The 25,475-nt window shown below is 67.5% G+C and carries 22 protein-coding genes; 10 read left to right on the top strand and 12 right to left on the bottom strand.

Features of this window, described 5'->3' with window-relative positions; all coding sequences use genetic code 11:
- Nucleotides 1-2: 2 nt before the first annotated feature.
- The 7 genes from ACW18C_RS00335 to ACW18C_RS00305 all read right to left on the bottom strand — a co-directional run bounded on the left by ACW18C_RS00335 (nt 3) and on the right by ACW18C_RS00305 (nt 8,444).
- Nucleotides 3-467 (bottom strand): GNAT family N-acetyltransferase, encoded by a 465-nt coding sequence (locus ACW18C_RS00335; RefSeq protein WP_492072151.1) that lies wholly within the window; start codon nt 465-467, stop codon nt 3-5.
- Between the two features lie 13 nt (nt 468-480).
- Entirely contained in the window at nt 481-2,085 is a 1,605-nt protein-coding gene (gene purH, locus ACW18C_RS00330) for a bifunctional phosphoribosylaminoimidazolecarboxamide formyltransferase/IMP cyclohydrolase (protein ID WP_492072149.1), read from the bottom strand.
- A gap of 81 nt (nt 2,086-2,166) precedes the next feature.
- Nucleotides 2,167-2,511 carry a hypothetical protein gene (locus ACW18C_RS00325; protein ID WP_492072147.1) on the bottom strand — a complete coding sequence of 115 codons (345 nt, stop codon included), beginning with the start codon at nt 2,509-2,511 and terminating at the stop codon, nt 2,167-2,169.
- On the bottom strand, nt 2,508-4,355 hold the full coding sequence (locus ACW18C_RS00320) for a heparinase II/III family protein (RefSeq protein WP_492072146.1): 1,848 nt from the start codon (nt 4,353-4,355) through the stop codon (nt 2,508-2,510). Before ACW18C_RS00320 ends, ACW18C_RS00325 begins: the two co-directional genes overlap by 4 nt.
- Nucleotides 4,352-5,017: a ribulose-phosphate 3-epimerase gene (rpe, locus tag ACW18C_RS00315; protein WP_492072145.1), complete on the bottom strand. Its 666-nt coding sequence runs from the start codon at nt 5,015-5,017 to the stop codon at nt 4,352-4,354. Before rpe ends, ACW18C_RS00320 begins: the two co-directional genes overlap by 4 nt.
- Before the next feature lie 47 nt (nt 5,018-5,064).
- Nucleotides 5,065-6,402, bottom strand: coding sequence for an RsmB/NOP family class I SAM-dependent RNA methyltransferase (locus ACW18C_RS00310; protein WP_492072144.1), 1,338 nt, complete (start codon nt 6,400-6,402; stop codon nt 5,065-5,067).
- 65 nt (nt 6,403-6,467) lie between these two features.
- On the bottom strand, nt 6,468-8,444 hold the full coding sequence (locus ACW18C_RS00305) for a potassium transporter Kup (protein WP_492072143.1): 1,977 nt from the start codon (nt 8,442-8,444) through the stop codon (nt 6,468-6,470).
- A gap of 168 nt (nt 8,445-8,612) precedes the next feature.
- Between ACW18C_RS00305 and ACW18C_RS00300 the strand changes: the two genes are divergently transcribed.
- Nucleotides 8,613-9,083 (top strand): Rrf2 family transcriptional regulator, encoded by a 471-nt coding sequence (locus ACW18C_RS00300; RefSeq protein ID WP_035308233.1) that lies wholly within the window; start codon nt 8,613-8,615, stop codon nt 9,081-9,083.
- Nucleotides 9,084-9,114: 31 nt separating this feature from the next.
- A complete protein-coding gene (locus ACW18C_RS00295; RefSeq protein WP_492072142.1) occupies nt 9,115-9,912 on the top strand; it encodes an SDR family NAD(P)-dependent oxidoreductase in 798 nt (265 codons plus the stop codon).
- A gap of 3 nt (nt 9,913-9,915) precedes the next feature.
- Here ACW18C_RS00295 and lpdA read toward each other — a convergent pair whose 3' ends face one another.
- The 4 genes from lpdA to ACW18C_RS00275 all read right to left on the bottom strand — a co-directional run bounded on the left by lpdA (nt 9,916) and on the right by ACW18C_RS00275 (nt 15,839).
- A complete protein-coding gene (gene lpdA / locus ACW18C_RS00290) occupies nt 9,916-11,331 on the bottom strand; it encodes a dihydrolipoyl dehydrogenase (protein ID WP_492072141.1) in 1,416 nt (471 codons plus the stop codon).
- Nucleotides 11,332-11,768: 437 nt separating this feature from the next.
- The gene (locus tag ACW18C_RS00285) at nt 11,769-13,463 is read right to left on the bottom strand and encodes a dihydrolipoyl dehydrogenase family protein (RefSeq protein ID WP_492072139.1); all 1,695 of its coding nucleotides are present in this window, start codon (nt 13,461-13,463) and stop codon (nt 11,769-11,771) included.
- Nucleotide 13,464: 1 nt separating this feature from the next.
- Complete coding sequence (locus ACW18C_RS00280) at nt 13,465-14,589, bottom strand: alpha-ketoacid dehydrogenase subunit beta (protein ID WP_492072138.1); 1,125 nt, start codon at nt 14,587-14,589, stop codon at nt 13,465-13,467.
- Between the two features lie 2 nt (nt 14,590-14,591).
- Entirely contained in the window at nt 14,592-15,839 is a 1,248-nt protein-coding gene (locus ACW18C_RS00275) for a thiamine pyrophosphate-dependent enzyme (RefSeq protein ID WP_492072136.1), read from the bottom strand.
- A 149-nt stretch (nt 15,840-15,988) separates the two neighbouring features.
- On the opposite strand from ACW18C_RS00275, the gene ACW18C_RS00270 reads away from it, so the two are divergent.
- From ACW18C_RS00270 to ACW18C_RS00245, 6 genes are all read left to right on the top strand, one after another.
- Nucleotides 15,989-16,477 carry an Lrp/AsnC family transcriptional regulator gene (locus ACW18C_RS00270; RefSeq protein ID WP_008259105.1) on the top strand — a complete coding sequence of 163 codons (489 nt, stop codon included), beginning with the start codon at nt 15,989-15,991 and terminating at the stop codon, nt 16,475-16,477.
- 56 nt (nt 16,478-16,533) lie between these two features.
- Nucleotides 16,534-17,472, top strand: coding sequence for a pirin family protein (locus tag ACW18C_RS00265; RefSeq protein WP_492072134.1), 939 nt, complete (start codon nt 16,534-16,536; stop codon nt 17,470-17,472).
- A 78-nt stretch (nt 17,473-17,550) separates the two neighbouring features.
- Nucleotides 17,551-18,516, top strand: a complete 966-nt coding sequence (locus ACW18C_RS00260) for a WD40 repeat domain-containing protein (protein ID WP_492072133.1) — start codon at nt 17,551-17,553, stop codon at nt 18,514-18,516.
- Nucleotides 18,516-19,211 carry a monofunctional biosynthetic peptidoglycan transglycosylase gene (gene mtgA, locus ACW18C_RS00255; protein WP_492072132.1) on the top strand — a complete coding sequence of 232 codons (696 nt, stop codon included), beginning with the start codon at nt 18,516-18,518 and terminating at the stop codon, nt 19,209-19,211. The genes ACW18C_RS00260 and mtgA overlap by 1 nt, the downstream gene beginning before the upstream one ends.
- Nucleotides 19,212-19,311: 100 nt before the next feature.
- On the top strand, nt 19,312-21,216 hold the full coding sequence (locus ACW18C_RS00250; protein ID WP_492072130.1) for a M2 family metallopeptidase: 1,905 nt from the start codon (nt 19,312-19,314) through the stop codon (nt 21,214-21,216).
- A 102-nt stretch (nt 21,217-21,318) separates the two neighbouring features.
- Nucleotides 21,319-23,259: a TadE/TadG family type IV pilus assembly protein gene (locus ACW18C_RS00245; protein ID WP_492072129.1), complete on the top strand. Its 1,941-nt coding sequence runs from the start codon at nt 21,319-21,321 to the stop codon at nt 23,257-23,259.
- A gap of 11 nt (nt 23,260-23,270) precedes the next feature.
- On the opposite strand, the gene ACW18C_RS00240 is transcribed toward ACW18C_RS00245, so the two are convergent.
- A complete protein-coding gene (locus ACW18C_RS00240; RefSeq protein ID WP_492074057.1) occupies nt 23,271-24,182 on the bottom strand; it encodes an isopenicillin N synthase family dioxygenase in 912 nt (303 codons plus the stop codon).
- A 254-nt stretch (nt 24,183-24,436) separates the two neighbouring features.
- Here ACW18C_RS00240 and ACW18C_RS00235 point away from each other — a divergent pair, with 254 nt between their 5' ends.
- A complete protein-coding gene (locus ACW18C_RS00235) occupies nt 24,437-25,111 on the top strand; it encodes a YiaD family glycine zipper/OmpA-like lipoprotein (protein ID WP_008261238.1) in 675 nt (224 codons plus the stop codon).
- A gap of 136 nt (nt 25,112-25,247) precedes the next feature.
- Nucleotides 25,248-25,415, top strand: coding sequence for a hypothetical protein (locus ACW18C_RS00230; protein ID WP_154726312.1), 168 nt, complete (start codon nt 25,248-25,250; stop codon nt 25,413-25,415).
- Nucleotides 25,416-25,475: the final 60 nt, after the last annotated feature.

Genomic DNA, 25,475 nt, shown 5'->3' with positions numbered 1-25,475 from the left:
ACTTAGGCGGAAGTCGATCCGATTGGTTTGGCGAAACAGACAGCCTCAGGTCGGCCGACATAGCGGCCATAGGGCGGAATTTCGCGATAGCCGGCGCGGAGATAGAAGCGCACGGTCAAAGTGTTGACGCGACGCGTTGCCAGCCGGATTTCGCCGTAGCCGAGGCTTTTCGCCTTCGCCTCCAGAGCCGCGAGCACGGCCGAACCCACGCCCTGTCCGGCGACCCCCGCATACATGCGTTTGATTTCGGCGACGCCCGGCTGGAGCGGACGCAGGCCGCCGCAGCCTGTGGCCCGCCCCTGCTCGTCCCGCGCCAGCAGGAAGGCGGCGCCCGCCCCCCGAACATCGTCCTCATCGAACGAGGCCTGGCCGCTGGAGCCCGTGATCGCCGCCAGTCGCTGGGACAGGGCGGCGATCAGGACTTTGGCGTCGGCATGGTCGGGGTCGGCGTCCTCGATAAGGATCATCCGGGGTCGATCCTCAGTGCCGGAAGACCCGCACCCCGGTGAAGGCCATGGCGATGCCCTGCTCGTCGGCGGCGGCGATGACCTCGGCGTCGCGCATCGAGCCGCCGGGCTGGATCACCGCGGTGGCGCCGGCCGCGACGGCTTCCAGCAGGCCGTCGGCGAAGGGGAAGAAGGCTTCCGAGGCGCAGGCCGAACCCTGGGCCAGGGAATGGGCCAGTCCCTTGGCCTCGCCGGCCTCCTTGGCGCGGATCGCGGCGATGCGGGCCGAGTCGCGGCGGTTCATCTGGCCGGCGCCGATGCCGGCGGTCTGGCCGTCCTTGGCATAGACGATGGCGTTGGACTTGACGTGCTTGGCCACGGTGAAGGCGAACAGCATGTCCTGGATCTCGGTCGGCGTCGGCTGGCGGCGCGTGACGATCTTCAGGTCTTCGGGCTTGATCAGCGACCGGTCGCGGCTCTGGACCAGGAAGCCGCCGGCGACCGAGCGGAACACCTCGCCCGGCCCGTGCGGATCGGGCAGGCCGTCGGTGATCAGCAGGCGCAGGTTCTTCTTGGCGGCGAAGACGGCCTTGGCTTCGTCGTCCGCGCCGGGGGCGATGACGACCTCGGTGAAGATGCCGGTGATGGCGCGGGCGTCGTCGCCGTTCAGCGGCCGGTTGACCGCGATCACGCCGCCGAAGGCCGAGACGGCGTCGCATTCCAGCGCACGGGCGTAGGCTTCCGACAGGTCCTTACCCACGGCCACGCCGCAGGGGTTGGCGTGTTTGACGATGACCACGGCCGGGGCCTCGAACTCGGCGACCAGTTCATAGGCGGCGTCGGCGTCGGCGATATTGTTGTAGCCCAGCTCCTTGCCCTGGATCTGGGTCGCATGGGCCACGCCGGGACGCGCCTCTCCATTGCGGTAGAAGGCGCCGGTCTGATGCGGGTTTTCGCCGTAGCGCAGGGTCTGGGCCAGAGAACCGGCGATGGACTTGCGGGCCGGGGCCGCGTCCTCGACTTGGCTTGCGAACCAGCCGGAGACGGCGGCGTCATAGGCGGCGGTGCGGGCGAAGGCGCGGGCGGCCAGCCGCTTGCGCAGGGCCAGACCGGTCGAACCCTCGACCTTCAGCGCCTCGATGATCAGGCCGATGCTCTCGCCGTCCACGGCGACGGCGACATAGCCGTGGTTCTTGGAGCCTGAGCGGATCATGGCCGGGCCGCCGATGTCGATATTCTCGACCGCCGCCTCGAACGAACCGCCGGAAGCAACGGTGGATTCGAACGGATAAAGGTCGATCCAGACGATATCGATGGCGCCGATGCCGTGGTCGATCATTGACTGGGCGTGGTCTGCCGCGTCGCGCACGCCCAGAAGGCCGCCATGAACGACGGGGTGCAGGGTCTTGACCCGACCGTCCATCATCTCGGGGAAGCCGGTCAGGTCGGCCACGTCCTTGACCGGCAGGCCCAGTTTGGCGATCGCCGCGCGGGTGCCGCCGGTCGAGACCAGTTCGACGCCCAGGTCGTTCAGGGTGCGGGCGGCGTCTTCCAGTCCGGCCTTGTCGGACAGGGAGATCAGGGCGCGTTGCGGCTTGACCCGGTCGGGGGCGGGCGGAAAGTCGGGAGCGGCGGGCATGGCGGCGTCCGTAAAGGCTGGGGGAGGATGGCGCGGCGTCTAGCACCGGGGCGCCCGTGCGTCACCCCGTATGCGGACGGATCAGAGCAGGCCGAACCAGCGAAGCGCGTTGAGGACCAGCCCAAGCGTGATCAGCGGACCGAAGACCCGAAAGGTGTGACGCGTGCGTCGCTCGGGAAAAAAGGTGTCATAGGCGCCGTCCGGGCGGGCGCCGTAGCGGACGGCGACGGCGGTCAGAGGACATTTCAGGCCGCAGCCGACGAAGACCACGACCTCAATGGCCACCAGGGCCAGGGCCACGTGAAGCCAGGGGCCGCTTTGGCCCGAGATCCCCGCATAGAGGACGGCGAAACAGGCCGCCGACATGACGATATAGATGGCCGTATGCAGACCGCGCACGATCCACAGGCGGCCGGCGTCGGTCACGTCGGATCGCCGCTCGCGCCCGCCGGGCTCAGCTTCCAGCGGATCCGGCTCTCGCTGTCGGTGCGGGCCGAGCCGCGCACCACGATCTGCAGCGAGCGGCGGGTCAGGCCGGCGTCGATATGGACGCTGGGTTCGATGGCCACGTCGGGGCCGTCGGTGCGGAACCACCAGCCCCGGCCCGAGGCGCCGCGCAACAGGATCGAGCGACGGTCCCGCGCCAGCGAGGCCTGAACTCCAGGCTCCAGATGGAAGCGGATGGCGTAGGGGGCCGCGATCTGGCGGATCATCTCCTTGCGGCCCGGCGTCGGGAACAGCTTCTCCTCAGCGCGCAGTTCGTCCATCCGCTGGTCCAGATAGAGGCGGCGCTGGTGGTTCAGGCCGAAGGCCTCGTTCCAGCCGTCATGCTCCATGTCCAGCCAGACGGCGCCGTCGCCGTCGCGCTGATCGGTGGTGACATGGATGGGCGGCCCGACCAGGCGTGGACCCAGCAGCTCGCCCTTCCAGCCGCCCAGCGGCTCGTTCAGCGACCGCTCGCCCAGGGTCAGGGTCGAATGGCCGGGCGTCAGCCGCAGGGCCTGACGATCCGTCGCCCGCGGGGTCCAGCCGGAGCCGGTCACCAAACGATCCTTGCCGCAGGCGATCTCCAGCGCCATCGGCTGGGCGCAGGCGGACGCCCCCCAGGCGCCCCCGGCCGGCGAGGCGGCGTCGGCGATGATGGCCAGCAAGGGGCTGGCGATCCGCGTCAGGCCGGCGACGGTTCCGGTCGGCGGATGAGCGGGATCGCCCTTGGTCGCGGCGGTCTCGTCATGGGCGCGAGCGGCGGCGACACGGGCGACGGTGGACGGTCCCCCGCCCTGGAAACTGGCCAGGCGGCCGTCGGGCAGGGTCAGAAGCCGCAGGCCCTGCGTCAGGCGGGCGATGGCGCCCGACACGGCGTCTGGCGTCGGCTCGGACAGCTGGGCCAGGGCGTCGTCCAGGGTCAGCAGGTCGAGCAACAGCTCCAACCCGGCCTCGGGACTGCGTGACGCATGGCCGCCGTCGTCCAGGACCGTGGTCTTCAAGGCGCTCGTCAGGCCGGACAGGGCGCGACGCCGCAAGGCCTGACCCGGCGCCCCGGCCAGGACGCAGCCGCCGACAGCCGCCGCCGTCAGTCGTTCGGCCCGGGTCGCCAGACCGCCGGGCGGGCGCAGCAGCTGTCGGGTCTGGCGCGCCAGGCTGTCGGCCAGTTTCAGCCGTTCGGCCTCGGTCGCCACCGCGCCCATCTTGCGGGCTGCGCAGGCCAGGTTGATCACCCGGCGCGGCAGAATTTCGGGACCCCAGGCGAAGGGCGACCAACGCGCGAAGGTGTCCGCCCAGGCGAGCGTCAGACGCAAGGCCTCGCACGCGCCCCGCTCCCCCTGGGCCATCAAGGCCGGCAGCCAGTTGAAGGCATGGAGTTCTACGGCGAAGGGACGCGACGGGCTGGGGCGGTTCCACGGATCCGCCGGCGCCTCGACCTCCATCGAGGCGCCGGCCAGAACGAAACGACCGACCAGCAGATTCTTGCCCGGCGCGGGATCGTGGGGCCGGAAATCGCGGGGCGTGGCCGCGAAGGCCGTGACCTTGCCCCCGCCCAGGAACGGGCTCAGCGTCAGGCTGTAACCCGGCAGGCCGTACAGTTCGATCCACAGTTGACGGGTGACCAGGCGTCCGGCGATGGCCGGCCACAGGCCCGGTCCCGTCACCGTCTCGCCCGACCGCACCGGGGTCCGCACCGGCGCGCCGGCCAGACCGGGGATCTGACCCGAGGCCACGTCGGGCGTGGCTTCGGCGCCGCGCGGGGCGAAGGGACTGATCGGGCTCACGCGGCGGCCGGGACGGCCTTCAGGGCGGCGATATTGGTCGCATAGTCGCCCTTGAACACGAAGGAGCCGGCGACCAGGGCGTCGGCCCCGGCCGCGACGCAGGCCGCCGCATTGGCCGAGGTCACGCCCCCGTCCACCTGTAGATGGGCCGTCGATCCGGCGCGGTCCAGAATGGTGCGGGCGCCGGCGATCTTGCGCAGCGAACTGTCGATGAATTTCTGTCCGCCGAAGCCGGGATTGACCGACATGATCAGCACCAGGTCCACCAGATCGACCACCTCTTCAAGGATCGACAGGGGGGTGGCCGGATTGAACACCACCCCGGCCTTGGCCCCCAGCTGACGGATGCGGCCCAGGGTGCGGTGCAGGTGCGGCCCGCTTTCGGGATGGACGGTCAGCAGGTCCGCCCCGGCGTCGCGATAGGCTTCCAGCCAGGGATCGACCGGCGCCACCATCAGGTGCACGTCGAACGGCAGGCTGGTGTGCGGACGGATCGCCTTCACGATGTCCGGCCCCAGGGTGATGTTGGGCACGAAATGCCCGTCCATCACATCGATGTGGATCCAGTCGGCGCCCGCGGCTTCCAGCGCGCGGACCTCTTCACCCAGGCGCGAGAAGTCGCTGGCGAGGATGGACGGGCAGATCAGGGGGGTAACGGCCATGGCCCCTCGGATAGGACGGCTTGCGGGCGGGAGCAAGCCGCTCCCGCTCAGGAAACCCGTTCCAGCTTGGCGGCGAAGAAGCCGTCCAGGCCACCGTGTTCGGGCCACATGGACGGCAGGATGCGCAGCCAGCCTTCGGGCGTCAGGGCCTCGGGCGGGGCGCCCAGGGCCGCGGGGTCCGCCGCAACGGTGCGGAAACCGGGGTTGCGGCGCAGGAAGGCGATGACCTGGGTCTCGCCCTCCTCGCGCTCCAGCGAACAGGTGCAATAGACCAGACGGCCGCCCGGCTTGACCCGTTCGGCGGCGGCGTCGAGCAGCCGGTGCTGGACATCGGCCAGTTTGGCGACCTCGGCCGGCTTGGTGGCGCGCAGGACTTCGGGGTTGCGGCGGAAGGTGCCTGTGGCGGTGCAGGGGGCGTCCAGAAGCACGGCGTCGAAGGTGCGGTCGTCCTCCCAGTCCTCGGCGGGAACGGCGATCACCTCGGCGGTCAGGCCGGTGCGATCAAGGTTCTGGGTCAGGCGTTTCAGGCGCGGGGCCGAGCGGTCCAGGGCCACGACCGAGGCGCCGGCGGCGGCCAGTTGCAGGGTCTTGCCGCCGGGGGCGGCGCACATGTCCAGGGCGGTCTCGCCGGGCTTGACGTCCAGCAGACGGCCGGGAACGGCGGCGGCGGCGTCCTGGACCCACCAGTCGCCGTCGTCGAATCCGGGCCAGGTCGCCACGTCGCCGCGACGGCCGGTGCGGACAGTGCCGCCCTCAAGCGCCTCGCCCTCGACGGCGGCGGCCACGGCGGCAGGATCGACGCCGGGCTTGAGGCTGAGATCCGTCGCCGGCTCCTCGCGGGCGGCCAGGGCCAGGCCGGTCAGGGCGGCCTCGCCATAGGTCGCCTTCCAGCGGGCGGCGATCCAGTCGGGCAGATTGCTCTCGGCCGTGGTCAGGCCGGGGCCGTCGCGGCCGACGCCGCGCAGCACGGCGTTGACCAGATTCTTGTAGGGCCGGGTCTTGGGATCGCGCTCGGCCAGTTTCACGGCCGTGGAGACGGCGGCGAAGGCGGGGGTCTCCAGCACCAGGGTTTGGGCCAGGGCGATGCGCATCAGGGTGCGGACCGCCTCGGGCGGCGACTTCTGCAGGCGGCGGTCCAGGATCTGGTCGATCTCGCCCAGGCGGCGCAGGGCGGCCATGGCCACGGCGCGGGCGAAGGCGCGGTCAACGGGCTCCAGGGCGCGAGCGGCGGGCTGGGACAGGGCCTCGTCCAGGCCGTTGCGCTTCTCAAGCGCGGCGTTCAGCAGGATGCCCGCCACCACCCGGGCCTCAACGCCGATGTCGTCCTGCGATGGAGCTTGCGCCACCTCGACCGGAGCCGGGCGCGGCCGGCCCTTGGTCGCCATACGGCGACCGCGCGCCTGTGAGCTGTGACCGCCGCCCCGTCCTTCAGAACCGCGTCCTTCGGAACTCATACGGCCACCTGCGCGCCCAGCTCGACCACACGGCCGGGCGGGATATGGAAGAAGTCGGTCGGATTGGCGGCGTTGCGCATCAGGAAGATGAACAGCCGGTCCTGCCACAGGGGCATGCCCTGGCGCGCCGACGGGATCAGCGAGCGGCGGCCCAGGAAGAAGCTGGTCGACATGATGTCGAACTTCAGCCCCTGTTTGCGGCACAGACCCAGGGCGCGGGGCACGTTCGGCGTCTCCATGAAGCCATAGGTGATGGTCAGCTTCTTGAAGTCGTCGTTGATCGGCTCCATCCGCACCCGGTCGGCTTCCTTGACGCGCGGCCGTTCGGAGGTGCGCACGGTCAGGATGACGTTCTTCTCGTGCAACACCTTGTTGTGCTTGAGATTGTGCATCAGGGCGACCGGCGCCACGTCAGGATCGCTGGTCAGGAAGATGGCCGTGCCGGGCGCGCGGTGCGGCGGCCGGGCCTGAAGCATCTCGATCAGGTCGTTCAGCGGCAGACTGTCCTTGCGCGTCTTGGTCGTCAGGATCTGGGTGCCGCGCACCCAGGTCCACATGATCAAAACCAGACAGGCCCCCAGCACCAGCGGCATCCAGGCGCCGTCGGGGATCTTCAGCAGGTTGGACGTCAGGAAGACGCTGTCGATGAAGGCGAACGGAATAAGGGTTCCCGCCACCGCCCACATCGGCCATTTCCAGCCCTTGGTGATGACGGAATAGCTCATCAGCGTATTGACCAGCATGGTCCCCGTGACAGCCACCCCATAGGCGGCGGTCAGGTTATGCGAGCTCTGGAACACGACCAGCAGCACCAGGACCCCGACCATCAGGAAAGTATTGACCGCCGGCACGAAGATCTGGCCGGCCTGGGTCTCGGAGGTGTTTCGAATGTCGATACGCGGCAGCAGGCCCAGTTGGACCGCCTGTTGCGTGACCGAGAAGGCGCCGGTGATCACGGCCTGCGAGGCGATGACGGTGGCGGCCGTGGCCAGGATCAGCATGGGCCAATAGGCGAACTCCGGCACCATGTTCCAGAACGGGTTCTCGGCGGAGCCGGGATTGTCGAGGATCAGGGCGCCCTGGCCCAGATAGTTCAGGGTCAGGCAGGGCAGGACGAAGGCCAGCCAGCCCATGCGGATCGGGGCCTTTCCGAAATGGCCCATGTCCGCATACAGGGCCTCCGCGCCGGTCACCGCCAGGAAGACGCTGCCCAGGATGATGAAGCCCAGGAAACCGTCCTTCAACAGCAGCATGACGCCATAGTGGGGCGACAGGGCGCGCAGCACGCTGACGTCGTCGAAGATGTGGTACAGGCCCAGCCCGCCCAGGCACAGGAACCAGACGGCGGTGATCGGGCCGAAATATTTGGCCAGGCTGGCGGTGCCGCGCGACTGGGCCATGAACAGGGCGATCAGGATTCCGGCCGAGATCGGCACGATGAACGGATCGAGCTTGCCCGACAGGCCCGGCGCGTCCTGCAGGCCCTCGACGGCCGACAGAACCGAAATGGCGGGCGTGATGATGCCGTCGCCATAGAAGAGGGCCGCGCCGCAGACGCCCAGGATGAAGATCCAGGCGCTGCGCCGGCCGACCGCGAACTGGGCCAGGGCCATCAGCGACAGGGTGCCGCCTTCGCCCTTGTTGTCGGCGCGCATCAGGAAGAAGACGTATTTGAACGTCACCACCACCATCAAGGCCCAGAAGGCCAGGGAGACGACGCCGATCACGGCCAGGTCGCCGCCGACGCCCGACTGGGCGTGGGCGATGGCTTCACGCAGGGCGTAAAGCGGGCTGGTGCCGATGTCGCCGAACACCACGCCGATCGCGCCCAGGGTCAGGGCCCAGAAGCCGCCGTGCTTGGCGATCTGGCCCCCTGGAGCGTGGGACTCGGGTCCCGTGGCGTGGGTGGGTTTGTCCGGCGTGTTCGACGCGGCGGGGAGAGCGCCCGCGTCGTGGGGAGTATCCCCGGCCATGCGTATCCTCCGGGTCTCCGACGACAGGTCGAGCCCTTCAAAGCGGCGAGCCTTTAGGCCCATTCCGCGCCCGCTTCAATCGTGGGCGCGGGGATTCGGTTTCCCCTTGCACCACAAGGATTTGTGATTCGGTCCAGGAGCGCCTATTTTCCTTACAGGAACACAACCATGTCAGACAGCCAGCGCTTCCCCGTCGCCGCCCACGCCTTGGCCTATATGGCCCACAAGGGCGCTTTTTCGCCTGCCCAGGCGGCGCCCAGCGCCTTGCTGGCGGCGTCCGTCCCGACCAATCCTGTCGTGGTGCGGCGCGTGACGGCGCTGCTGGCCAAGGCTGGACTGATCGCCACCCGTCCCGGCGCCACCGGCGGGTCCTGGCTGCTGCGCCAACCGGAAGACATCCGACTGGACGAGGTGCTGAAGGCGGTGAACGGCTGCGCCCACATCGGTTCGCCCCCCGCTGGGGCCAAGGGCTGCCCGATCAGCGAACATATTCCCCGCCAGGTCGCCAAGGCCCTGACCGCCGCCGACGAGGCCGCGACCGAGGCCCTGTCCAAGATCACCATCGCCGACCTGCTGGACGAGAACCCCCTCTCCCTGGCCGCCTATACGCCCCACGCCTCCTGCCCCGTCGCGGCATGAGCATGGGACCTGGGCGGCGCCGGATCGACGCATGAAGCGGACGGTGCTGATCACGGGCGCCTCCGCCGGCATCGGCGCGGCCCTGGCCCGCACCTACGCCGCCGAGGGCTGGGACCTGATCCTGACCGCCCGGCGAGAAGGGCCGCTCGTGACCCTGGCCGAGGCCCTGTCCGCCGCCCATGGCGTCGTCGCGACCGTCCTTCCCGAAGACCTGTCGGACCCAGCGGCGCCCGAACGTCTGATCGCCGCCGTCACGGCGCGCGGCCTGACCGTCGACGGCCTGGTCAATAATGCGGGCTTCAGCCGCGTGACCGGCTTTCTCGACACCGACCTGGCCGCCCACCGCGCCATGATTCAGGTCATGCTGACGGCGCCGGTCGAGCTGTCGCGCCTGTTGTTGCCCGGCATGGTCGAGCGACGCTTCGGCCGGGTGCTGAACGTCGCCTCCCTGGCCGGCCAGATGCCCGCGACCGGCGGCGACACCCTGTACGGACCCATAAAGAGCTTCCTGATCAAGGCGTCCCAGGGCCTGTATCTGGAAACCTTGGGAACCGGGGTCCACGTCACGGTGCTGAACCCCGGCTACACCTTGACCGAGTTTCACGACGTCAACGGCTCGCGCGACCAGGTGTCCAGCGCCTATCCGGCCTGGATGTGGATGGACGCCGACCGTGTCGCCCGCATCGGCTACGACGCCTGCGAGGCGAACCGGCCCAGCGTGACCCCCGGCGTCATGAACAATCTGATGGCCGGCCTGGCCCGCTTCCTGCCCGACGGCCTGGCGCTGCGCATGGTGGCGAACCACGCCAGGCGGCTGGACCGGCTTTAGCCGTCAGATGTGGATCGCGTGCCCCAGGGCGCGCAGAGACGCCTCGTGGAAGGCCTCGCCCAGGGTCGGGTGGACGTGGATGGTTCCCGCCACATCCTCCAGCACCGCCCCCATCTCAAGCATCTGGGCGAAGCTGTTGCTCAGTTCGGACACATGCTGTCCGACCGCCTGGACGCCCAGGATGCGGTGATCCGACTTGGAGGCGATGACCCGCACGAAGCCGCCGTCCTCGCCCGCCTCGATGGCCAGGGCCCGGCCGATGGCGGCGAAGGGGAAGACCGACTGGATCACGTCGTCACGGCCCGCGACATCGTTCGGACCCAGACCGGCCGAGACGATCTCCGGCTCGGTGAAACAGACGGCGGCGATGGCGACCGGATCGAACACCCGGTCGTGGCCACCCTTTCCTGAAGAATGGGCGATGATTTCCGCGACCACCTCGCCCTGGGCCGAGCCCTTGTGGGCCAGCATAGGCTCGCCGGTCAGGTCGCCGACGGCCCAGACGTTCTTCATTGAGGTGGCGCAGCGGTTGTCGATCTTCACGAACGGACCGGCCATGGCCACGCCCATGTTCTCCAGACCCCAGCCCTGGGTGCGCGGACGACGGCCCACGGTGACCAGCACCTTGTCGGCGTCCAGTTGCAGCGGTTCGCCGTCCCTGGTCGTGACGTTCAGCTTACCGTTCCCGAACCCGCCGGCGCGCGCGCCCAGGTGCAGTTCGACGCCGTGCGTCTCCAGCCACTTTGCGACCGGATCGGTCAGGGCCTTGTCGTAGAGCGGCAGGATCCGCTCGGCCATTTCGACGATGGCCACTTCCGCGCCCAGCTTCCTGAAGGCGATGCCCAGCTCCAGCCCGATATAGCCGCCGCCGACGACGACCAGTTTCTTGGGGACCTCCGACAGGCTCAGCGCCTCGGTCGAGGAGATGACGTCGCCGCCGTACGGCAGGAAGGGCAGTTCGACCGGCTCAGATCCCGTGGCCAGGATGACGTGTTCGGCGGTGATGCGGATCTCGCCCTCGTCCGTCTTGACGATACAGGTCTTGGCGTCCTCGAAGGCCGCCCAGCCCTTGATGACCTTGACCTTGGCCTTCTTCAGCAGGGCCGCGACGCCGGCGTTCAGCTTACGGACGATGCCGTCCTTCCACTCGACCGTCTGTTTCAGATCGATGGCGGGCGCCGCCGCCGTGATGCCCAGCGTCCCGCCCCCGGCCGCCTTGGCCACCGTCTCGAACTTGCCCGCCGCATGGATGATGGCCTTGGACGGAATACAACCGACGTTCAGGCAGGTCCCGCCCAGCCCATCGCCGCCGTCCACCAGCACGGTGTCGAGGCCCAGCTGGCCGCAACGGATGCCGGCGACATAGCCGCCGGTGCCCGCGCCGATGATCAGGACTTTGGTTTTCAGGGTCTGGGTCATCAACGCTCGCAGAGTGGAAGAGGATGGGCCATCGCACGATCGTAGTCAGCGACTTCATCGCGATCAGGATTCCGACTGCCCAAATAGGTTCGACGATCGACTTGGAAAGTGTCGACTTGACCCGGGTTAAAAAGGTTCGCGCATATGCGTCGCCCGGCAAAATCCGTCTTCGAAGCTGTGCACCCAACCCGCACGATAACAGGACGTGTAATCGGGGCTCCCCGGAGAACTCGGATTGGGCGAATAGTGGCAACGACCTCGTAATAGATGTCACCAAAGGGAGTCCACCAAACTGGCTGTTCTCGTCTAATCGTCTGGCGTTCTACCCGACCTGTAAAGACGCTCACTTGGCTCATATCCAAGTCCGTGCAACGCAACGGTTCATCGCCAGCGACTAGCGACGTGATGGCGAACAGTGCAGCGACGGCCGACATCCTTCACCCCATCCAAAGCGTCGCCGGCTGCTCAAGCAAGCCCTTGATCCGCTGAACAAACACTGCCGCATCATGCCCGTCGACGATCCGGTGATCGAACGACGACGACAGGTTCATCATCTTGCGCACCACCATCTGGCCGTCGCGGACCACGACCCGTTCGGCGATCTTGTTGGGGCCGATGATGGCGACCTCGGGGTGGTTGATGATCGGGGTGTGGACCACCCCGCCCAGAGTCCCCAGCGAGGTGATGGTGATGGTCGAGCCCGACAGCTCCTCGCGCTTGGCCGAACCGTCCTTGGCCGCGCCGGAGACGCGGGCGATCTCCAGCGCCGTATCCCAGGCGTCGCGCGCCTCGGCGTGGCGGACCACCGGCACCATCAGGCCGTTCGGCGTCTGGGCGGCGATGCCCAGATGGACCGGGGCATGCTGGGTCAGGACGCCGGCCTCGTCGTCATAGTGGGCGTTGATCTGCGGCTGGTCGCGCAGGGCGACGACGATGGCGCGGGCGAGGAAGGGCAGCAGGTTCAGCTTGGGCTGATCCTTTTGCTTCGTCGCGTTCAGGTGGGCGCGAAGCTCCTCCAACGCCGTGACGTCGATCTCCTCCACATAGGTGATGTGGGGAATGCGGCGCACGCTGTCGGCCATCTTCTCCGCGATCTTGCGGCGCAGGCCGATGATGCGGACCTCGGTGGCTCCTTCGGCACGGGCGAAGGTCGAGCTGCCGGCCGAAGGCGCGGACGCAGGAACCTGACCGCCACGCGCGATGAAGCCGTCCAGGTCCTCGTGGGTGATCCGACCGGCCGGGCCGGTGCCGGGCACGAAGGTCAGATCCACGCCCAGATCCCGCGCGCGGTTACGCACGGCGGGCGATGCGGACGGGCGTTCGCCGGGGGCGCGGCCGGTCAGGGCGGGAGGCGCGACGGACTTGCCCCCCTCCCCCGCTGCGCGGGTGCTCCCCCCAGGAGGGGGAGATTTTTGTGCGAGCGTCGGCGCGGATCCTCCCCCCCTGGGGGAGGTGTCGCCGGAGGCGACGGAGGGGGCCTGAACGGAGGTTTGAACATTGCCGGCGCCCGCCACATCGAACGCCACCAGCGGCCCGCCGACCGGCACCGACTTGCCCGCATCGCCGTACAGGGCGACCACGGTTCCGGCGATGGGCGAGGTGATCTCCACCGTCGCCTTGTCGGTCATGATGTCGGCGATGATCTGGTCTTCCTCGACCGCATCCCCGACCTTGACGTGCCAGCCGACCAGTTCGGCCTCGGCTGTGCCTTCGCCGACGTCGGGCAGTTTGAAGACGTAGTTGCCGGTGGGTGCGGCGTCAGCCCCCTCCGTCGCCTTCGGCGCCACCTCCCCCAAGGAGGGAGATTTGGATGCTGCGCGATCTCCCCCCCTTGGGGGGAGTACCGGCGAAGCCGGGGAGGGGGGCGTCGCTTCTTCCGCATTCCCCGCCCCCTCGACCTCGAACTCCACCAGCGGCCCGCGCACCGGCACCATGGCGCCGGGCTCGCCGTGCAGGGCGATGACCTTGCCCGACACCGGGGCGGTGATCTCGACGGTGGCCTTGTCGGTCATGACGTCGGCGACGATCTGGTCCTCGGCGACGACATCACTGACCTTGACGTGCCAGCCGACCAGCTCGGCCTCGGCGGTGCCTTCGCCCACGTCGGGCAGTTTGAAGACGAAACGACCCATATCAGCGTCCTCCGGTCATGACGCTCTTCAAGGCGTCTGCGACCCGTTGCGGCCCGGGGAAATATTCCCATTCGAAAGCATGGGGGTAGGGCGTGTCCCAGCCGGTGACGCGGGCGATGGGCGCCTCCAGATGATAGAAGCAGCGCTCCTGAACCAGGGCCGACAGTTCGCCGCCGAAGCCCGAGGTCTTGGGCGCCTCGTGCACAATGACGCAGCGGCCGGTCTTCTTCACGCTGGCCTCGATGGCCTCGATATCCAGCGGCACCAGGCTGCGCAGGTCGATGACCTCGGCGTCCACACCCGCATGCTCTGCCCCGGCCAGCGCCACCCAGACCATGGTGCCATAGGCCAGGATGGTGACGTCGTTCCCCTCGCGCATGACCCGCGCCTTGCCGATGGGCTCGACATATTTGCCCGTCGGAACCTGGGCCAGGTCCTGCGCCTTCCACGGCGAGACCGGCTTCTCGTGCCAGCCGTCGAAAGGGCCGTTGTAGAGGCGTTTCGGCTCGAAGAAGATGACCGGATCGTCGTCCTCGATGGCGGCGATCAACAGGCCCTTGGCGTCATAGGGGTTGGACGGAATGACGACCTTCAGACCCGCGATATGAGTGAACAGGCTTTCGGGGCTCTGGCTGTGGGTCTGGCCGCCGAAGATGCCGCCGCCGTAGGGGCTGCGGATCGTAATCGGGCTGGTGAACTGGCCGCCCGAGCGATAGCGCATCTTGGCCGCTTCCGAGACGATCTGATCGTAGGCCGGATAGATGTAGTCGGCGAACTGGATCTCCACGACCGGGCGCAGGCCATAGGCGCCCATGCCGATGGCGGTCGCGACGATGCCGCATTCGCTGATCGGTGCGTCGAAGCTGCGGGTCAGGCCGTGCTTCTGCTGCAGCTTGTCGGTGACGCGGAAGACCCCGCCGAAATAGCCCGCGTCCTCGCCGAACGACAGGACGTTGGCGTCCTCGCTCATCTTGACGTCGATGGCCGAGTTCAGGGCCTGGATCATGTTCATCGGCTGTACGCCGGATCCCGTCGCTTCCGAGGCGGGGGCGGCGTTCTGGTCGACCATGTCCGGCTCGACGCCGTCGTTGCGATCGGCGTCGGTGAAGGTGGTTTGCTCAGCCATGGTCAGACCCCCACCTCGCGGCGCTGTTCGATCAGCCGCCAGTCTTCGGTCGCATAGACCTCTTCGAACATCGTCTTCACGCTGGGGCGCGACTGGCCCAGGGTGCCGATGGCCTCGGACTCCTTGCCGGCGGCGCGGACCTGTTCGACCGCCTCGCGCAGGGCCGTGGCGTGGCGCTCGTCATCCCACTCGCCAATGACGGTCAGATGCTGGCGCAGCCGCTCCAGCGGATCGCCCAGCGGCCATTTCTCGTGCTCGTCGCCGGGGCGGTAGCGGCTGGGATCGTCGGAGGTCGAGTGCGGGGCGCCGCGATAGGTGAACAGTTCGATCACCGTCGCCCCCTGGTTCGACCGGGCGCGCTCTTCGGCCCACTGGGTCGCCGCCCAGACCGCCAGGAAGTCGTTGCCGTCCACCCGCAGGGCCGGCAGTCCATAGCCGATGGCCTTGGAGGCGAAGGTGGTCTCCAGCCCGCCGGCGATCCCCTGGAAGGAGCTGATGGCCCACTGGTTGTTGACGATGTTCAGGATGACCGGCGCCCGATAGACGGAGGCGAAGGTCAGGGCGTTGTGAAAATCGCCCTCGGCCGTGGCGCCGTCGCCGATCCAGCTGATGGCGATCTTGTCGTCGCCCTTGTAGGCGCTGGCCATGGCCCAGCCCACGGCCTGGGGCACCTGGGTGCCCAGATTGCCGCTGATGGTGAAGAAGCCATAGTCCTTGGCCGAATACATGATCGGCAGCTGACGCCCTTTGATCGGGTCCGCAGCATTGGAATAAATCTGGTTCATCATCTCGACCAGCGGATAGCCGCGCGCGATCAGCAGCCCCTGCTGGCGATAGGTCGGAAAACCCATGTCCTCGCGGCTTAGCAGCATGCCTTGCGCGACCGCGATGGCCTCCTCGCCGGTGCATTTCATGTAGAAGCTGGTCTTGCCCTGGCGGTGGGCGCGGTGCATCCGGTCGTCGAAGGCGCGGGTCAGGATCATGGCCTTCAGGCCGCGACGCAGGGTGTCCGGATCCAGACGCGGATTCCACGGACCGACGGCCTGGCCTTCGTCGTCCAGCACCCGGATCAACCGGAACGCAAGGTCGCGCATCTCGTAAGGCGTCGTGCCCACCTCGGGCCGTTCGACGGCGCCGGGGGCGTCCATCAACAGATGACTGAAGTCAGGCGCGTCGCCCGGCCGGCCCGAAGGCTCGGGCACGCGCAGCGACAGCGGGCGGCTGTTCTTTTGGCTCATTTTGTCGTTCATGCGGGCGTCCATGTCCGTTCGGGGGTCCGTCCGTGTTTCCTCTGGACGTTTGATAACACGGCGCCTAAGCAGGTGCTCGCTCAATTTGACCTTGCGAAATCCCGATTTAGGGTATTTTATTTCGCCATAACGATAATCGGAGAAACGCATTGGCGGACGAACTCGATCCCATTGACGCTCGGATCCTGGATATCCTGCAACAAGACGCCGGTCTGTCGGTCGCGGAAGTCGCGGATCGCGTCGGTCTGTCGGCCTCGCCCTGCTGGCGTCGGATCAAGCGGCTGGAGGATTCCGGCCTGATCACCAAGCGGGTCACCCTGCTGAACGCCAAGCTTCTGGGTCTCGACTTCGAAGTCTACGCCATCGTCAAACTGATGCTGCCGTCGGCCGAGAATCTCGACATCTTCGAAGGCGCCGTCGCCAAATGGCCGGAAGTGGTCCAGTGCGCCACCATCACGGGGCGCGAGGACTATGTGCTGCGCATCATCACCTCGGACATGCACGCCTTCGACAAGTTCCTGCGCGAGAAGCTGCTGGCCCTGGGCATCGTCTCCGACTGCGAGAGCCATATCGTCACGCGCGGCGTGAAGAATGTGACCGCCCTGCCTCTTGGCATAGTGACCCCTCACGTCGGATAAGACCGTTCGGCGGACCTTTCCACTGAGGGCCCTGGTCCGCCGGGGGGATGCCGAACATGATCGAACTGGTGATCGACGCGCGCCGCAAGGACCTGGGCGGGTTCGAGGTCGGCCGCGTCCTGCCCTTCCATTCACGCCGGATGGTCGGGCCCTTCATCTTCCTGGACCAGATGGGGCCGGCCGAGTTCGCGCCGGGCTCGGACGCCATCGATGTGCGCCCGCATCCGCACATCGGTCTGTCGACCCTCACCTACCTGTTCGAGGGCGAGATCATGCACCATGACAACCTCGGCTATAATCAGGTCATCCGTCCCGGCGAGGTGAACTGGATGACGGCCGGCAAGGGCATCGTCCATTCCGAGCGCACCGATCCGCTGAAGCGCAGCCGCGGCGGCCCCATGCACGGCATGCAGGCCTGGGTCGCCCTGCCCGATGAGGCCGAGGAGATCGATCCCGCCTTCCATCACCTGGATGAGGACGCCCAGCCCGCCTACGAAAACGGCGGTCTGTTTGCCCGTCTGGTGGCGGGCGAAGCCTATGGCGCCAAGGCGACCGTCCCGGTGTCCTCCCCCCTCTTCTATGTGCACTGGGAGCTTCAGCCCGGCGTCCGCACCGCGCCGCCTCCCGGCAAGGGCGCCGGCGGCATGAGCGAGCGCGCCCTCTATGTGGCCAAGGGCTCCATCGAGGTCGGCGACCGCACCTTCCACGACGGCCAGATGATCGTGCTGGAACCGACGGCCGAGCCGACCATCAAGGCCCTGGTCCAATCCACCGTCATGGTCCTGGGCGGCGAGCCTGTCGGCGAACGCCTGATCTGGTGGAATTTCGTCGCCTCCAGCCAGGCCCGCATCGACCAGGCCAAGGCCGACTGGAAAGCCGGCCGCATGGCCCTGCCCAGCGAAGACGACCTGGAATTCATTCCCCTGCCGGACGAACCCGCCAAGGCCCAGGCCGCGCCGGCGCCGGTCGAGCCCAAGCCCACAGATCCGGTATAATCTTCTCCCTCCCCATAAAGGGGAAGGAGAAGAAGCCCCCATTTGCCCCCGCTGCCGCAACCCGCTAACGCGTCCCGCATGAACTTCGATTTCGACGCCCAGGTCACCGCCGCCCTGTTCGACAGCACCGGCGCCGTCTTCGCCCTCGGCGACGGCTCGGTCCGGTTCGAGGATGGCGCGACGGTCCAGGCTCATGACGGCGCCGTGCTCTGCGCCGCCGTCCATCCGACCGGCGAGGGCGTCGTCACCGGCGGCGACGACGGCCAGGTGGTCTGGAGCCGCCGCGGCGAGGACGCCATGGTCCTGGCCACCGCAAAGAACCAGTGGATCGACTCCATCGACGCCTCGGCCGCCTCCGGCCTGGTCGCCTTCTCCTGGGGGCGCACCCTGTCGGTGATTGATCCGAAGGACGCCGGCTTCCGCCGCGACTTCCAGCACGAACGCACCGTTTCCGGCGTCGCCTTCGATCCCAAGGGCCGGCGTATCGCCGCCTCGACCTACGGCGGCGCCGCCCTCTGGTACGCCCGGATCGAGAAGCAGCAGCCGGTCAAACTGGCCTGGGCCGGCTCGCACACCGCCGTGGCCTTTTCACCCGACGGGGCCTTCGTGGTCACCACCATGCAGGACAGCCAACTGCACGGCTGGCGGCTGAAGGACGCCAAGAACCTGCGCATGGGCGGCTATCCGTCCAAGGTCCGGTCGCTGGCCTTCCTCGCCAACGGCCAGCTGCTGGCCACCTCGGGCGCCCAGGGCGCGGTTCTGTGGCCCTTCATCGGCTCGAACGGACCCATGGGACGCGAGGCGACCGAGATCGGCTATGACGACACCACCCTGGTCAATCTGGTCTCGGCCCGGACCGAGCACGGCCTGCTGGCCGCCGGCCTGACCGATGGCCGGGTCTGGGTCGCCCATCCGGCCTCTCATGGTCTGAACTTCGTCAAGGCCGAGAAGGGCCCCTCCATCGTCGCCCTGTCCCTCAGCCCGGCCGCCGACAAGGTCGCCTGGGCCGACGAGGACGGCGCCGCCGGCGTGGCGATCCTGTAATGGCGCGTGGGCGCAAAAAGGCCTGGTTCCGCGCGGCCCTGATCGCCCTGGCGGTCCTGGCCCTGCTGCCGATCGGCGGCGTCCTGATCGTCGCCGTCCTGCCGCCCGCCCCGACCATATTGATGCTGCGCCAGGCCGTGCGCGGCGAGGGTCTGGACTATCAATGGCGCGGTCTGAACGACATCTCGCCCAATCTGGTGAACGCCGCTATCGCCGCTGAGGACGCCCGTTTCTGCAGCCACCACGGCTTCGACATCGAGGCGATCCAGAAGGCGCTGGATCATAACGCCGAGGGCGGCCGCATCCGCGGCGGCTCGACCATCAGCCAGCAGACGGCCAAGAACGTCTTCCTCTGGCCCGGCCGCGACTGGATCCGCAAGGGGTTCGAGGCCGGCTATACCGTCCTGATCGAGGCCGTCTGGTCCAAGCGCCGGATCATGGAGGTCTATCTGAACGTGGTCGAATGGGCGCCGGGCGTCTATGGCGCCCAGGCCGCCGCCCAGCACTGGTTCGGCAAGGACGCCGCCGACCTGACGCCGCGCGAGGCGGCCCGCCTCGCTGCCATCCTGCCCGCCCCGCGCCGTTACCAGGCCGCCTCGCCCGGCCCCTATGTTCGCCGGCGCGCCTCGCGCATCCAGGCCGCCATGGGCACGGTCCGCACTCAGGATCTGAACGACTGCATCCGGCTCAAGTAGGCCGAAGGCCGATAGCCGCCAAAAAGCTCCGCTGAACCGCTCCGCTTGACGGCGGATCAGGCCTGACCTCTCCTGCGCCCGCTGTTCAGGAGATCCCATCATGAAGCGTCAGATGATGACCGCCGTCGCGGTCTGCGCCCTCGCCTTCACCGCCGGCTGCGCCGCCACCACGACCTCGGGCGAGGCCCGGCCGCATCAGGCCGACGGCGGCGCCCAGACCTTCACCCCCGCCCCGGTGACCGCCACCGGCCTGCGCGCCGACTATCCGACGACCGTCGAGGGCGCGACCCAGTTCGTCGCCGACGCAGAGGCCAAGATGCTGACCTTCGGCGAATACGCCGCCCGGGTGCAGTGGGCGCGCGCCACCAACATCACCTTCGACACCATGTGGCTGGAGTCCAAGGTCAACGCCGAGGCGACCGAGCTTCAGGTCCAGTTCGCCAACCAGGCGGCCAAGTTCAATGATGTCGCGGTGGACCCCGTCGTTCGCCGCAAGCTGAACCTGCTGCGGCTCGGCATCGTCCTGCCCGCCCCCAACCGCCCCGGAGCGGCCGAGGAACTGTCGCAGATCACCACCCGGCTGGACTCGACCTATTCGACCGGCAAGTTCGACTTCAAGGGGCAGCCTATCACCCTGGACGAGGCCTCGCTGATCCTGGCCGACAGCCGCGACCCCAACGAGACCAAAGCCCTGTACGAAGGCTGGCGCACCATCTCGCCGGTGATGAAGAACGACTACGCCCGCATGGTCGAGATCGCCAACGAAGGCGCGCGCGAACTGGGCTTTTCCGACACCGGCGCCCTGTGGCGCTCCGGCTACGACATGCCCGCCGACGATTTCGCCGAGGAGACCGACCGCCTGTGGGCCCAGGTCAAACCCTTCTACGAGAACCTGCACTGCTATGTCCGCGCCCGGCTGAACGCCAAATACGGCGACGCGGTCCAGCCCGACCACGGCCCGATCCGCGCCGATCTGCTGGGCAATATGTGGTCGCAGCAGTGGGGCAATATCTATGACGTCGTGGCCCCGACCAGCGGCGGCGCCTCCAGCTACGACCTGACCGAACTGCTGAAGACCGCCGACTACGACCCCGTGAAGATGGTGAAGACGGGCGAGGGCTTCTACGTCTCCCTGGGTCTCGATCCCCTGCCCCAGACCTTCTGGGAACGCAGCCAGATCGTGCGCCCGCGCGACCGCGAGGTCGTCTGCCACGCCTCGGCCTGGGACCTGGACAATGCCGACGACATCCGCATCAAGATGTGCACCAACGTCAACGGCGACGACTTCTACACCGTCCACCACGAGCTGGGTCACAACTACTACCAGCGCGCCTACAAGAACCAGCCGATGCTGTTCCGCAACGGGGCCAACGACGGCTTCCACGAGGCCATCGGCGACTTCGTCGGCCTGTCGGCCCTGACCCCCACCTATCTGAACCAGATCGGCCTGCTGAAGACGACGCCGGGGGCGGAAGAGGATATTCCCTTCCTGCTGAAGATGGCCTTGGACAAGATCGCCTTCCTGCCCTTCGGCCTGATGGTCGACCGCTGGCGCTGGGGCGTCTTCTCCGGCGAGACGTCGCCGGACCAGTACAACGCCGCCTGGACCGCCGACATGCTGAAATACCAGGGCCTGGTCCCGCCGGGGCCGCGTCCGACCAACGCCTTCGATCCGGGCGCGAAATATCATGTGCCGGGCAACACTCCCTACACCCGCTACTTCCTGGCCCACATCTACCAGTTCCAGTTCCAGCGCGCGGCCTGCAAACAGGCGGGCTGGGCCGGGCCGTTGCACCGTTGCTCGGTCTACGGAAACGAGGCGGTCGGAGCCCGTTTCAACGCCATGCTGGAGATGGGCCAGTCCAAGCCCTGGCCCGAGGCCATGCAGGCCTTCACCGGCGAGACCGCCAACGACGCCTCGGCCGTCGCTGACTATTTCGCGCCTCTGAACCAATGGCTGACCGTCCAGAATCGTGGCCACGACTGCGGCTGGTCAGAGGCTTGAGCCTTATGCGTCGTTAACCCTGACGCTTCAGCCTTCCCTTAACCGCATGACGGCATTCTGTCGTCATGCGGGCGGGGTGCGCCCGGCAGGGAAGCGACGAACTTGGCCTCTCAAACGATCCATCGGGCGGTCGGCCGCCTTCGCAAACTCGTCTCGCGCCTGCGCGACGACCGGCGCGGCAATGTGGCGATGATCTTCGGCCTCAGCCTGCCGGTCATCGTCATGCTGGCGCTCGGCGGCGTTGATCTTCACAGGATCACGACCGCGAGATCGCAGTTTCAGGACGCACTGGACGCCGCGACCCTGGCCGCCGCGCGCTCCTCCGAAACGACTCCAGCGGGTCTGAAGAGCGTCGCCCTGGCGACCCTGCACGGCAACATTCAGGGCACGGAGGTCGAGCCGATCAATGACGCCGACGTCGAGGTCGCCATGAACGACAAGAGCGTCGTCATCGCTACGGCCCAGGGGCGGGTGAAGACCCTGGTCGCCAACATCGTCCTGCCGCCCTATGGCCAGCTCCTGGACGATACTCTGCCCATCTCGGTGCGCTCGGAAGTCAATCGCTCCTCGCGCGACGTGGAGGTGGCCCTGGTCCTCGACATCACCGGCTCGATGAACAATTGCGCCGACAGCTGCTCAAGCGGCCGAAAGATCGACAATCTGAAGTCAGCGGCCAAGGAGTTGATCGACATCGTCGTTCAGACGAACCAGTCGCCCTTCTATTCCAAGGTGGCCCTGGCGCCCTACTCCATGGGCGTCAATGTGGGCGACACCTATGCTAGCCGGGCGCGGGGACCGCTCGACTCCAACACCCAGTCCATTACCGCAGCGACCTGGCTGACGGGCTCGGTCAAGACGATCACGAGCATATCCCGCGCCTATACGGCCGTCGTCACCGCGTCGAAACACGGCTTCAAGACCGGCGACATCGTGACGATCTGGAGCGCGGAAACCATGGCCCCCCTGAACGGCGTCGCGCTAACGGTGGGCAGTGTGACAACCAACACCTTCAGCCTCGTCGGCGAGAACAGCCGCTATTACTCCGCCTTCTCGGGCCAGGCCTATGTCGCCAAATGCGCACGAACGGACTGCAACATCGTGATCACCCTGGCTCGCCACGGCCTGTCGTCCGAAGGCGACGCCGCCGTTCTCGGCAATATGGGCGGCCTCAGTCAGTTGAACAATATCGGTTTCCGGGTCGCCAGCGTCACCCCAACCACGGCGACCTTGGCGCTTGACGCCTCTCAGGCTAATTTGGCGAACACGGCCAAGGGGGGGGCCGCCTATACGTCCGGCGGACAGCTGATCTGCGGCGTCGATGGCTGTTCGAACCGGGATTTCGTCAACGCGACCGGGGCCTGGACGCGCTTTCCCGGCACGCCCTGCGTTTCCGAACGAGCCGGCTCGCAGGCCTACACCGATGCGGCCCCTTCCGCCTCCTCCTGGGTCGGACGAAGTTACGCTTCTGGCGGCAACGCCTGCCCCGCATCCCAGATCGTTCCTCTCACCAACGTCAAAAAGACACTCACCGACGCGGTCGACGGAATGACTGCGGTGGGCTCCACGGCGGGCCATATCGGTCTGGCTTGGGGCTGGTATCTGGTTTCGCCGAACTTCGGCCTGTGGTCAGGCCTCGGCGCACCGGCCGCCTACGATTCGAGCAAGACCTTGAAGGCTGTGGTTTTGATGACCGACGGGGAGTTCAACACCCCCTATTTCCGAGGCGTCATCGCCTCCGACGCGGGCAACGGCAGCGGCGGGGCCGACACTCACATCAACCAGCCCGCCACGAACGGCTCGTCTTTCGACCAAGCCTATCGGCTCTGCGAAAACATGAAGGCCGCCGGCGTCATCGTCTATACGGTCGGATTCGACATCGGCGCAGCCCGGAACATGACCGGTCCAATCGATTCCGCCGGCGAGCTTATGGCGCGATGCGCCACCAATCCGGACCGCGCCTTCCAAGCGTCGAGCTCCACCGACCTGTCCGACGCCTTCCGGGATATCGGCCGCGACATCACCCGCCTGCGCATCTCCCGCTAGGCCCATGGGCCTCACAGCAGGCGGATTTCGCGCAGACGCTCGGTCAGATAGTCCTCGGCCAGAATGGTCTTGCCCGCATAGCGATCGGGATTGTCCGGCGTGATGGTGCTGGGCAGGGTCTTGATCGGGAAGTCCGGGTTGAAGTGCAGGAAGAAGGGCGTCGAATAGCGGGCGAAACCACGCCGCTCCGGCGCAGGATTGACCACCCGGTGCGTCGTCGACGGCAGGACGTGGTTGGTCAGCCGTTGCAGCATGTCGCCGATATTGATCACCAGGGCCCCCGGCGGCGGCGCGATGTCCAGCCAGCTGCCGTCCTTCTCCTTCAGCTGCAGCCCCGCCTCCTCGGCGCCCAGCAGCAGGGTGATGACATTGATGTCCTCATGGGCGCCGGCGCGCACCCCCGGCGCATCAGCCGGCACGGGCGGATAGTGCAGCAGGCGGAGCACGCTGTTGCCCATCTCGACCTTGTCCTCGAAATATGCGTCCCCGAGGTCCAGGTAACGGGCGATAGCCTTCAGGACCTTGCGCCCCAGGGCGTCAAGCTCCTCGTACAGGCCATAGACATTCGCCTTGAATCCGGGCGTCTCCACCGGCCAGACATTATCGCGCATGAAGCGACGATAGGGGTGGCCCTCCGGCAGCTCGCGCCCGACATGCCAGAACTCCTTCAGATCGACGGACGCGGCCCCTTTGGCCGCTTCCACGCCGAACGGGGTCAGGCCGCGCGCGCCGCCTGTTCCCGGCTGGTGATACTGGCGCTTCACCGCCTCGGGCAGGGCGAAGAAGCTTTTGGCGTCGGCAAGAGCTGCGGCGATCCGGGCGTCATCCAGCGCATGGTCGGCCACCACCGCGAACCCATACTCCACGAACGAGGCGCCCAGAGCGTCGCTGAACCCCTGGAAGTCAACGTCATATCGCTTCATCGACACGGGCGTGACGGCGCGCACGGTGACGGCAGGGGCGGTTTCGTTGGGGCTCGAACTCACGGGGGCGTCGTCCTCGGTCTAAAGAATGTGCGGCGGTTCCCTTACGCCTATTCCGCGGCCGTGTCAGTTCGTGGGCGATCCCTCCCTCTGCCCATGGAGCGCAAAATGCGCTCGTTCACTTGAGGTACAGCTTGGAACCTTGACAGTAGGCGCGCGTTTTACGCCAGACAGAAATTCGGAAGGATTATTCCATGCGCGCCAAGATCATTGTCGCCAGCGTTTCCATTGCAGCCCTGCTGGGAACGGCGGCCTGCACCACGACCGACCCCTACAGCTCGACGCCGACCCGCAACAACACCGGCACCGGCGCCATCGCAGGCGCATTGGGCGGCGCTCTGCTGGGCTATCTGACAAACACTTCAAACGGCGAACAAGGCCGCAAGAATGCTCTCATCGGAGCCGGTGTCGGCGCCCTGGGCGGCGCAGCCGTGGGCCAGTACATGGACCGCCAGCAGCGCGCCATGGAGGCTGAACTGTCCGGCAGCGGCGTCGGCGTCGCTCGCCAGGGCGACAACCTGGTTCTGCGCATGCCGTCGGATGTGACCTTCGCCACCAACCAATCCTCGATCGATCCGCGCTTCCTGCCGGTGCTCGACGACGTGGCGCGGGTGCTTCAGGAATATGACCGCTCAACCATCGACGTGATCGGCCACACCGACTCGACCGGCGGAGACGCCATCAATCAGCCCCTGTCCGAGCGTCGCGCCGCCAGCGTGGCTTCGGAACTGGTTCGTCGCGGCGTGATCGCCGAGCGGCTCTACGTCGCAGGCAACAGCTCGCGCAATCCGGTGGCCTCCAACGCCACGCCGGAGGGCAAGGCTCAGAACCGTCGCGTCGAGATCCTTATCCGGCCGTTCACGGGCTGATCGGGTTCGAGAATGATGAAGCTCGAGGGGGCGGCGCCGCAGGGCGCCGCCCCCTTTTCGCAGGATGGACACTGTTCCGTGACTTGCGCCGACGCGCCCCCTCATGTTTGAGCGAGGCGTTGAGGTGGAGAGTCCAGTGACGCCGGAAGGTCGTGAGTTCACGCAAACGCTCAAGCTTGCGGCTGTCGCCGTGGTGTGTGCGGTCCTGACGGCGACATTGGTGATCGGCGCCGGCGAAGCGTTGTTGCGTCAATCTCGATCGGCCGAATCCGCACCGCCATTGCTGACTCAAGCGGCCAACTGAACCGAAACTTGAAGCCGGGCCGTCGCGGCGCATTCAGGCCAAGAAAAACGCCGTCTCCAG

The sequence above is a fragment of the Brevundimonas sp. FV1ye7S genome, assembly GCF_058680995.1.
Note: the sequence above shows the minus strand (reverse complement) of the source record. Positions and strands in the feature narration are given on the sequence as shown.

What these genes read in the sequence shown, in the direction of transcription:
- ACW18C_RS00335 (WP_492072151.1), bottom strand. Translation starts at nt 467, where the DNA reads ATGATCCTTATCGAGGACGCCGACCCCGACCATGCCGACGCCAAAGTC.
- purH (WP_492072149.1), bottom strand. Translation starts at nt 2,085, where the DNA reads ATGCCCGCCGCTCCCGACTTTCCGCCCGCCCCCGACCGGGTCAAGCCG.
- rpe (WP_492072145.1), bottom strand. Translation starts at nt 5,017, where the DNA reads ATGGCCGTTACCCCCCTGATCTGCCCGTCCATCCTCGCCAGCGACTTC.
- ACW18C_RS00310 (WP_492072144.1), bottom strand. Translation starts at nt 6,402, where the DNA reads ATGGCGACCAAGGGCCGGCCGCGCCCGGCTCCGGTCGAGGTGGCGCAA.
- ACW18C_RS00305 (WP_492072143.1), bottom strand. Translation starts at nt 8,444, where the DNA reads ATGGCCGGGGATACTCCCCACGACGCGGGCGCTCTCCCCGCCGCGTCG.
- ACW18C_RS00300 (WP_035308233.1), top strand. Translation starts at nt 8,613, where the DNA reads ATGTCAGACAGCCAGCGCTTCCCCGTCGCCGCCCACGCCTTGGCCTAT.
- ACW18C_RS00295 (WP_492072142.1), top strand. Translation starts at nt 9,115, where the DNA reads ATGAAGCGGACGGTGCTGATCACGGGCGCCTCCGCCGGCATCGGCGCG.
- lpdA (WP_492072141.1), bottom strand. Translation starts at nt 11,331, where the DNA reads ATGACCCAGACCCTGAAAACCAAAGTCCTGATCATCGGCGCGGGCACC.
- ACW18C_RS00285 (WP_492072139.1), bottom strand. Translation starts at nt 13,463, where the DNA reads ATGGGTCGTTTCGTCTTCAAACTGCCCGACGTGGGCGAAGGCACCGCC.
- ACW18C_RS00280 (WP_492072138.1), bottom strand. Translation starts at nt 14,589, where the DNA reads ATGGCTGAGCAAACCACCTTCACCGACGCCGATCGCAACGACGGCGTC.
- ACW18C_RS00275 (WP_492072136.1), bottom strand. Translation starts at nt 15,839, where the DNA reads ATGAACGACAAAATGAGCCAAAAGAACAGCCGCCCGCTGTCGCTGCGC.
- ACW18C_RS00265 (WP_492072134.1), top strand. Translation starts at nt 16,534, where the DNA reads ATGATCGAACTGGTGATCGACGCGCGCCGCAAGGACCTGGGCGGGTTC.
- ACW18C_RS00260 (WP_492072133.1), top strand. Translation starts at nt 17,551, where the DNA reads ATGAACTTCGATTTCGACGCCCAGGTCACCGCCGCCCTGTTCGACAGC.
- mtgA (WP_492072132.1), top strand. Translation starts at nt 18,516, where the DNA reads ATGGCGCGTGGGCGCAAAAAGGCCTGGTTCCGCGCGGCCCTGATCGCC.
- ACW18C_RS00250 (WP_492072130.1), top strand. Translation starts at nt 19,312, where the DNA reads ATGAAGCGTCAGATGATGACCGCCGTCGCGGTCTGCGCCCTCGCCTTC.
- ACW18C_RS00240 (WP_492074057.1), bottom strand. Translation starts at nt 24,182, where the DNA reads ATGAAGCGATATGACGTTGACTTCCAGGGGTTCAGCGACGCTCTGGGC.
- ACW18C_RS00235 (WP_008261238.1), top strand. Translation starts at nt 24,437, where the DNA reads ATGCGCGCCAAGATCATTGTCGCCAGCGTTTCCATTGCAGCCCTGCTG.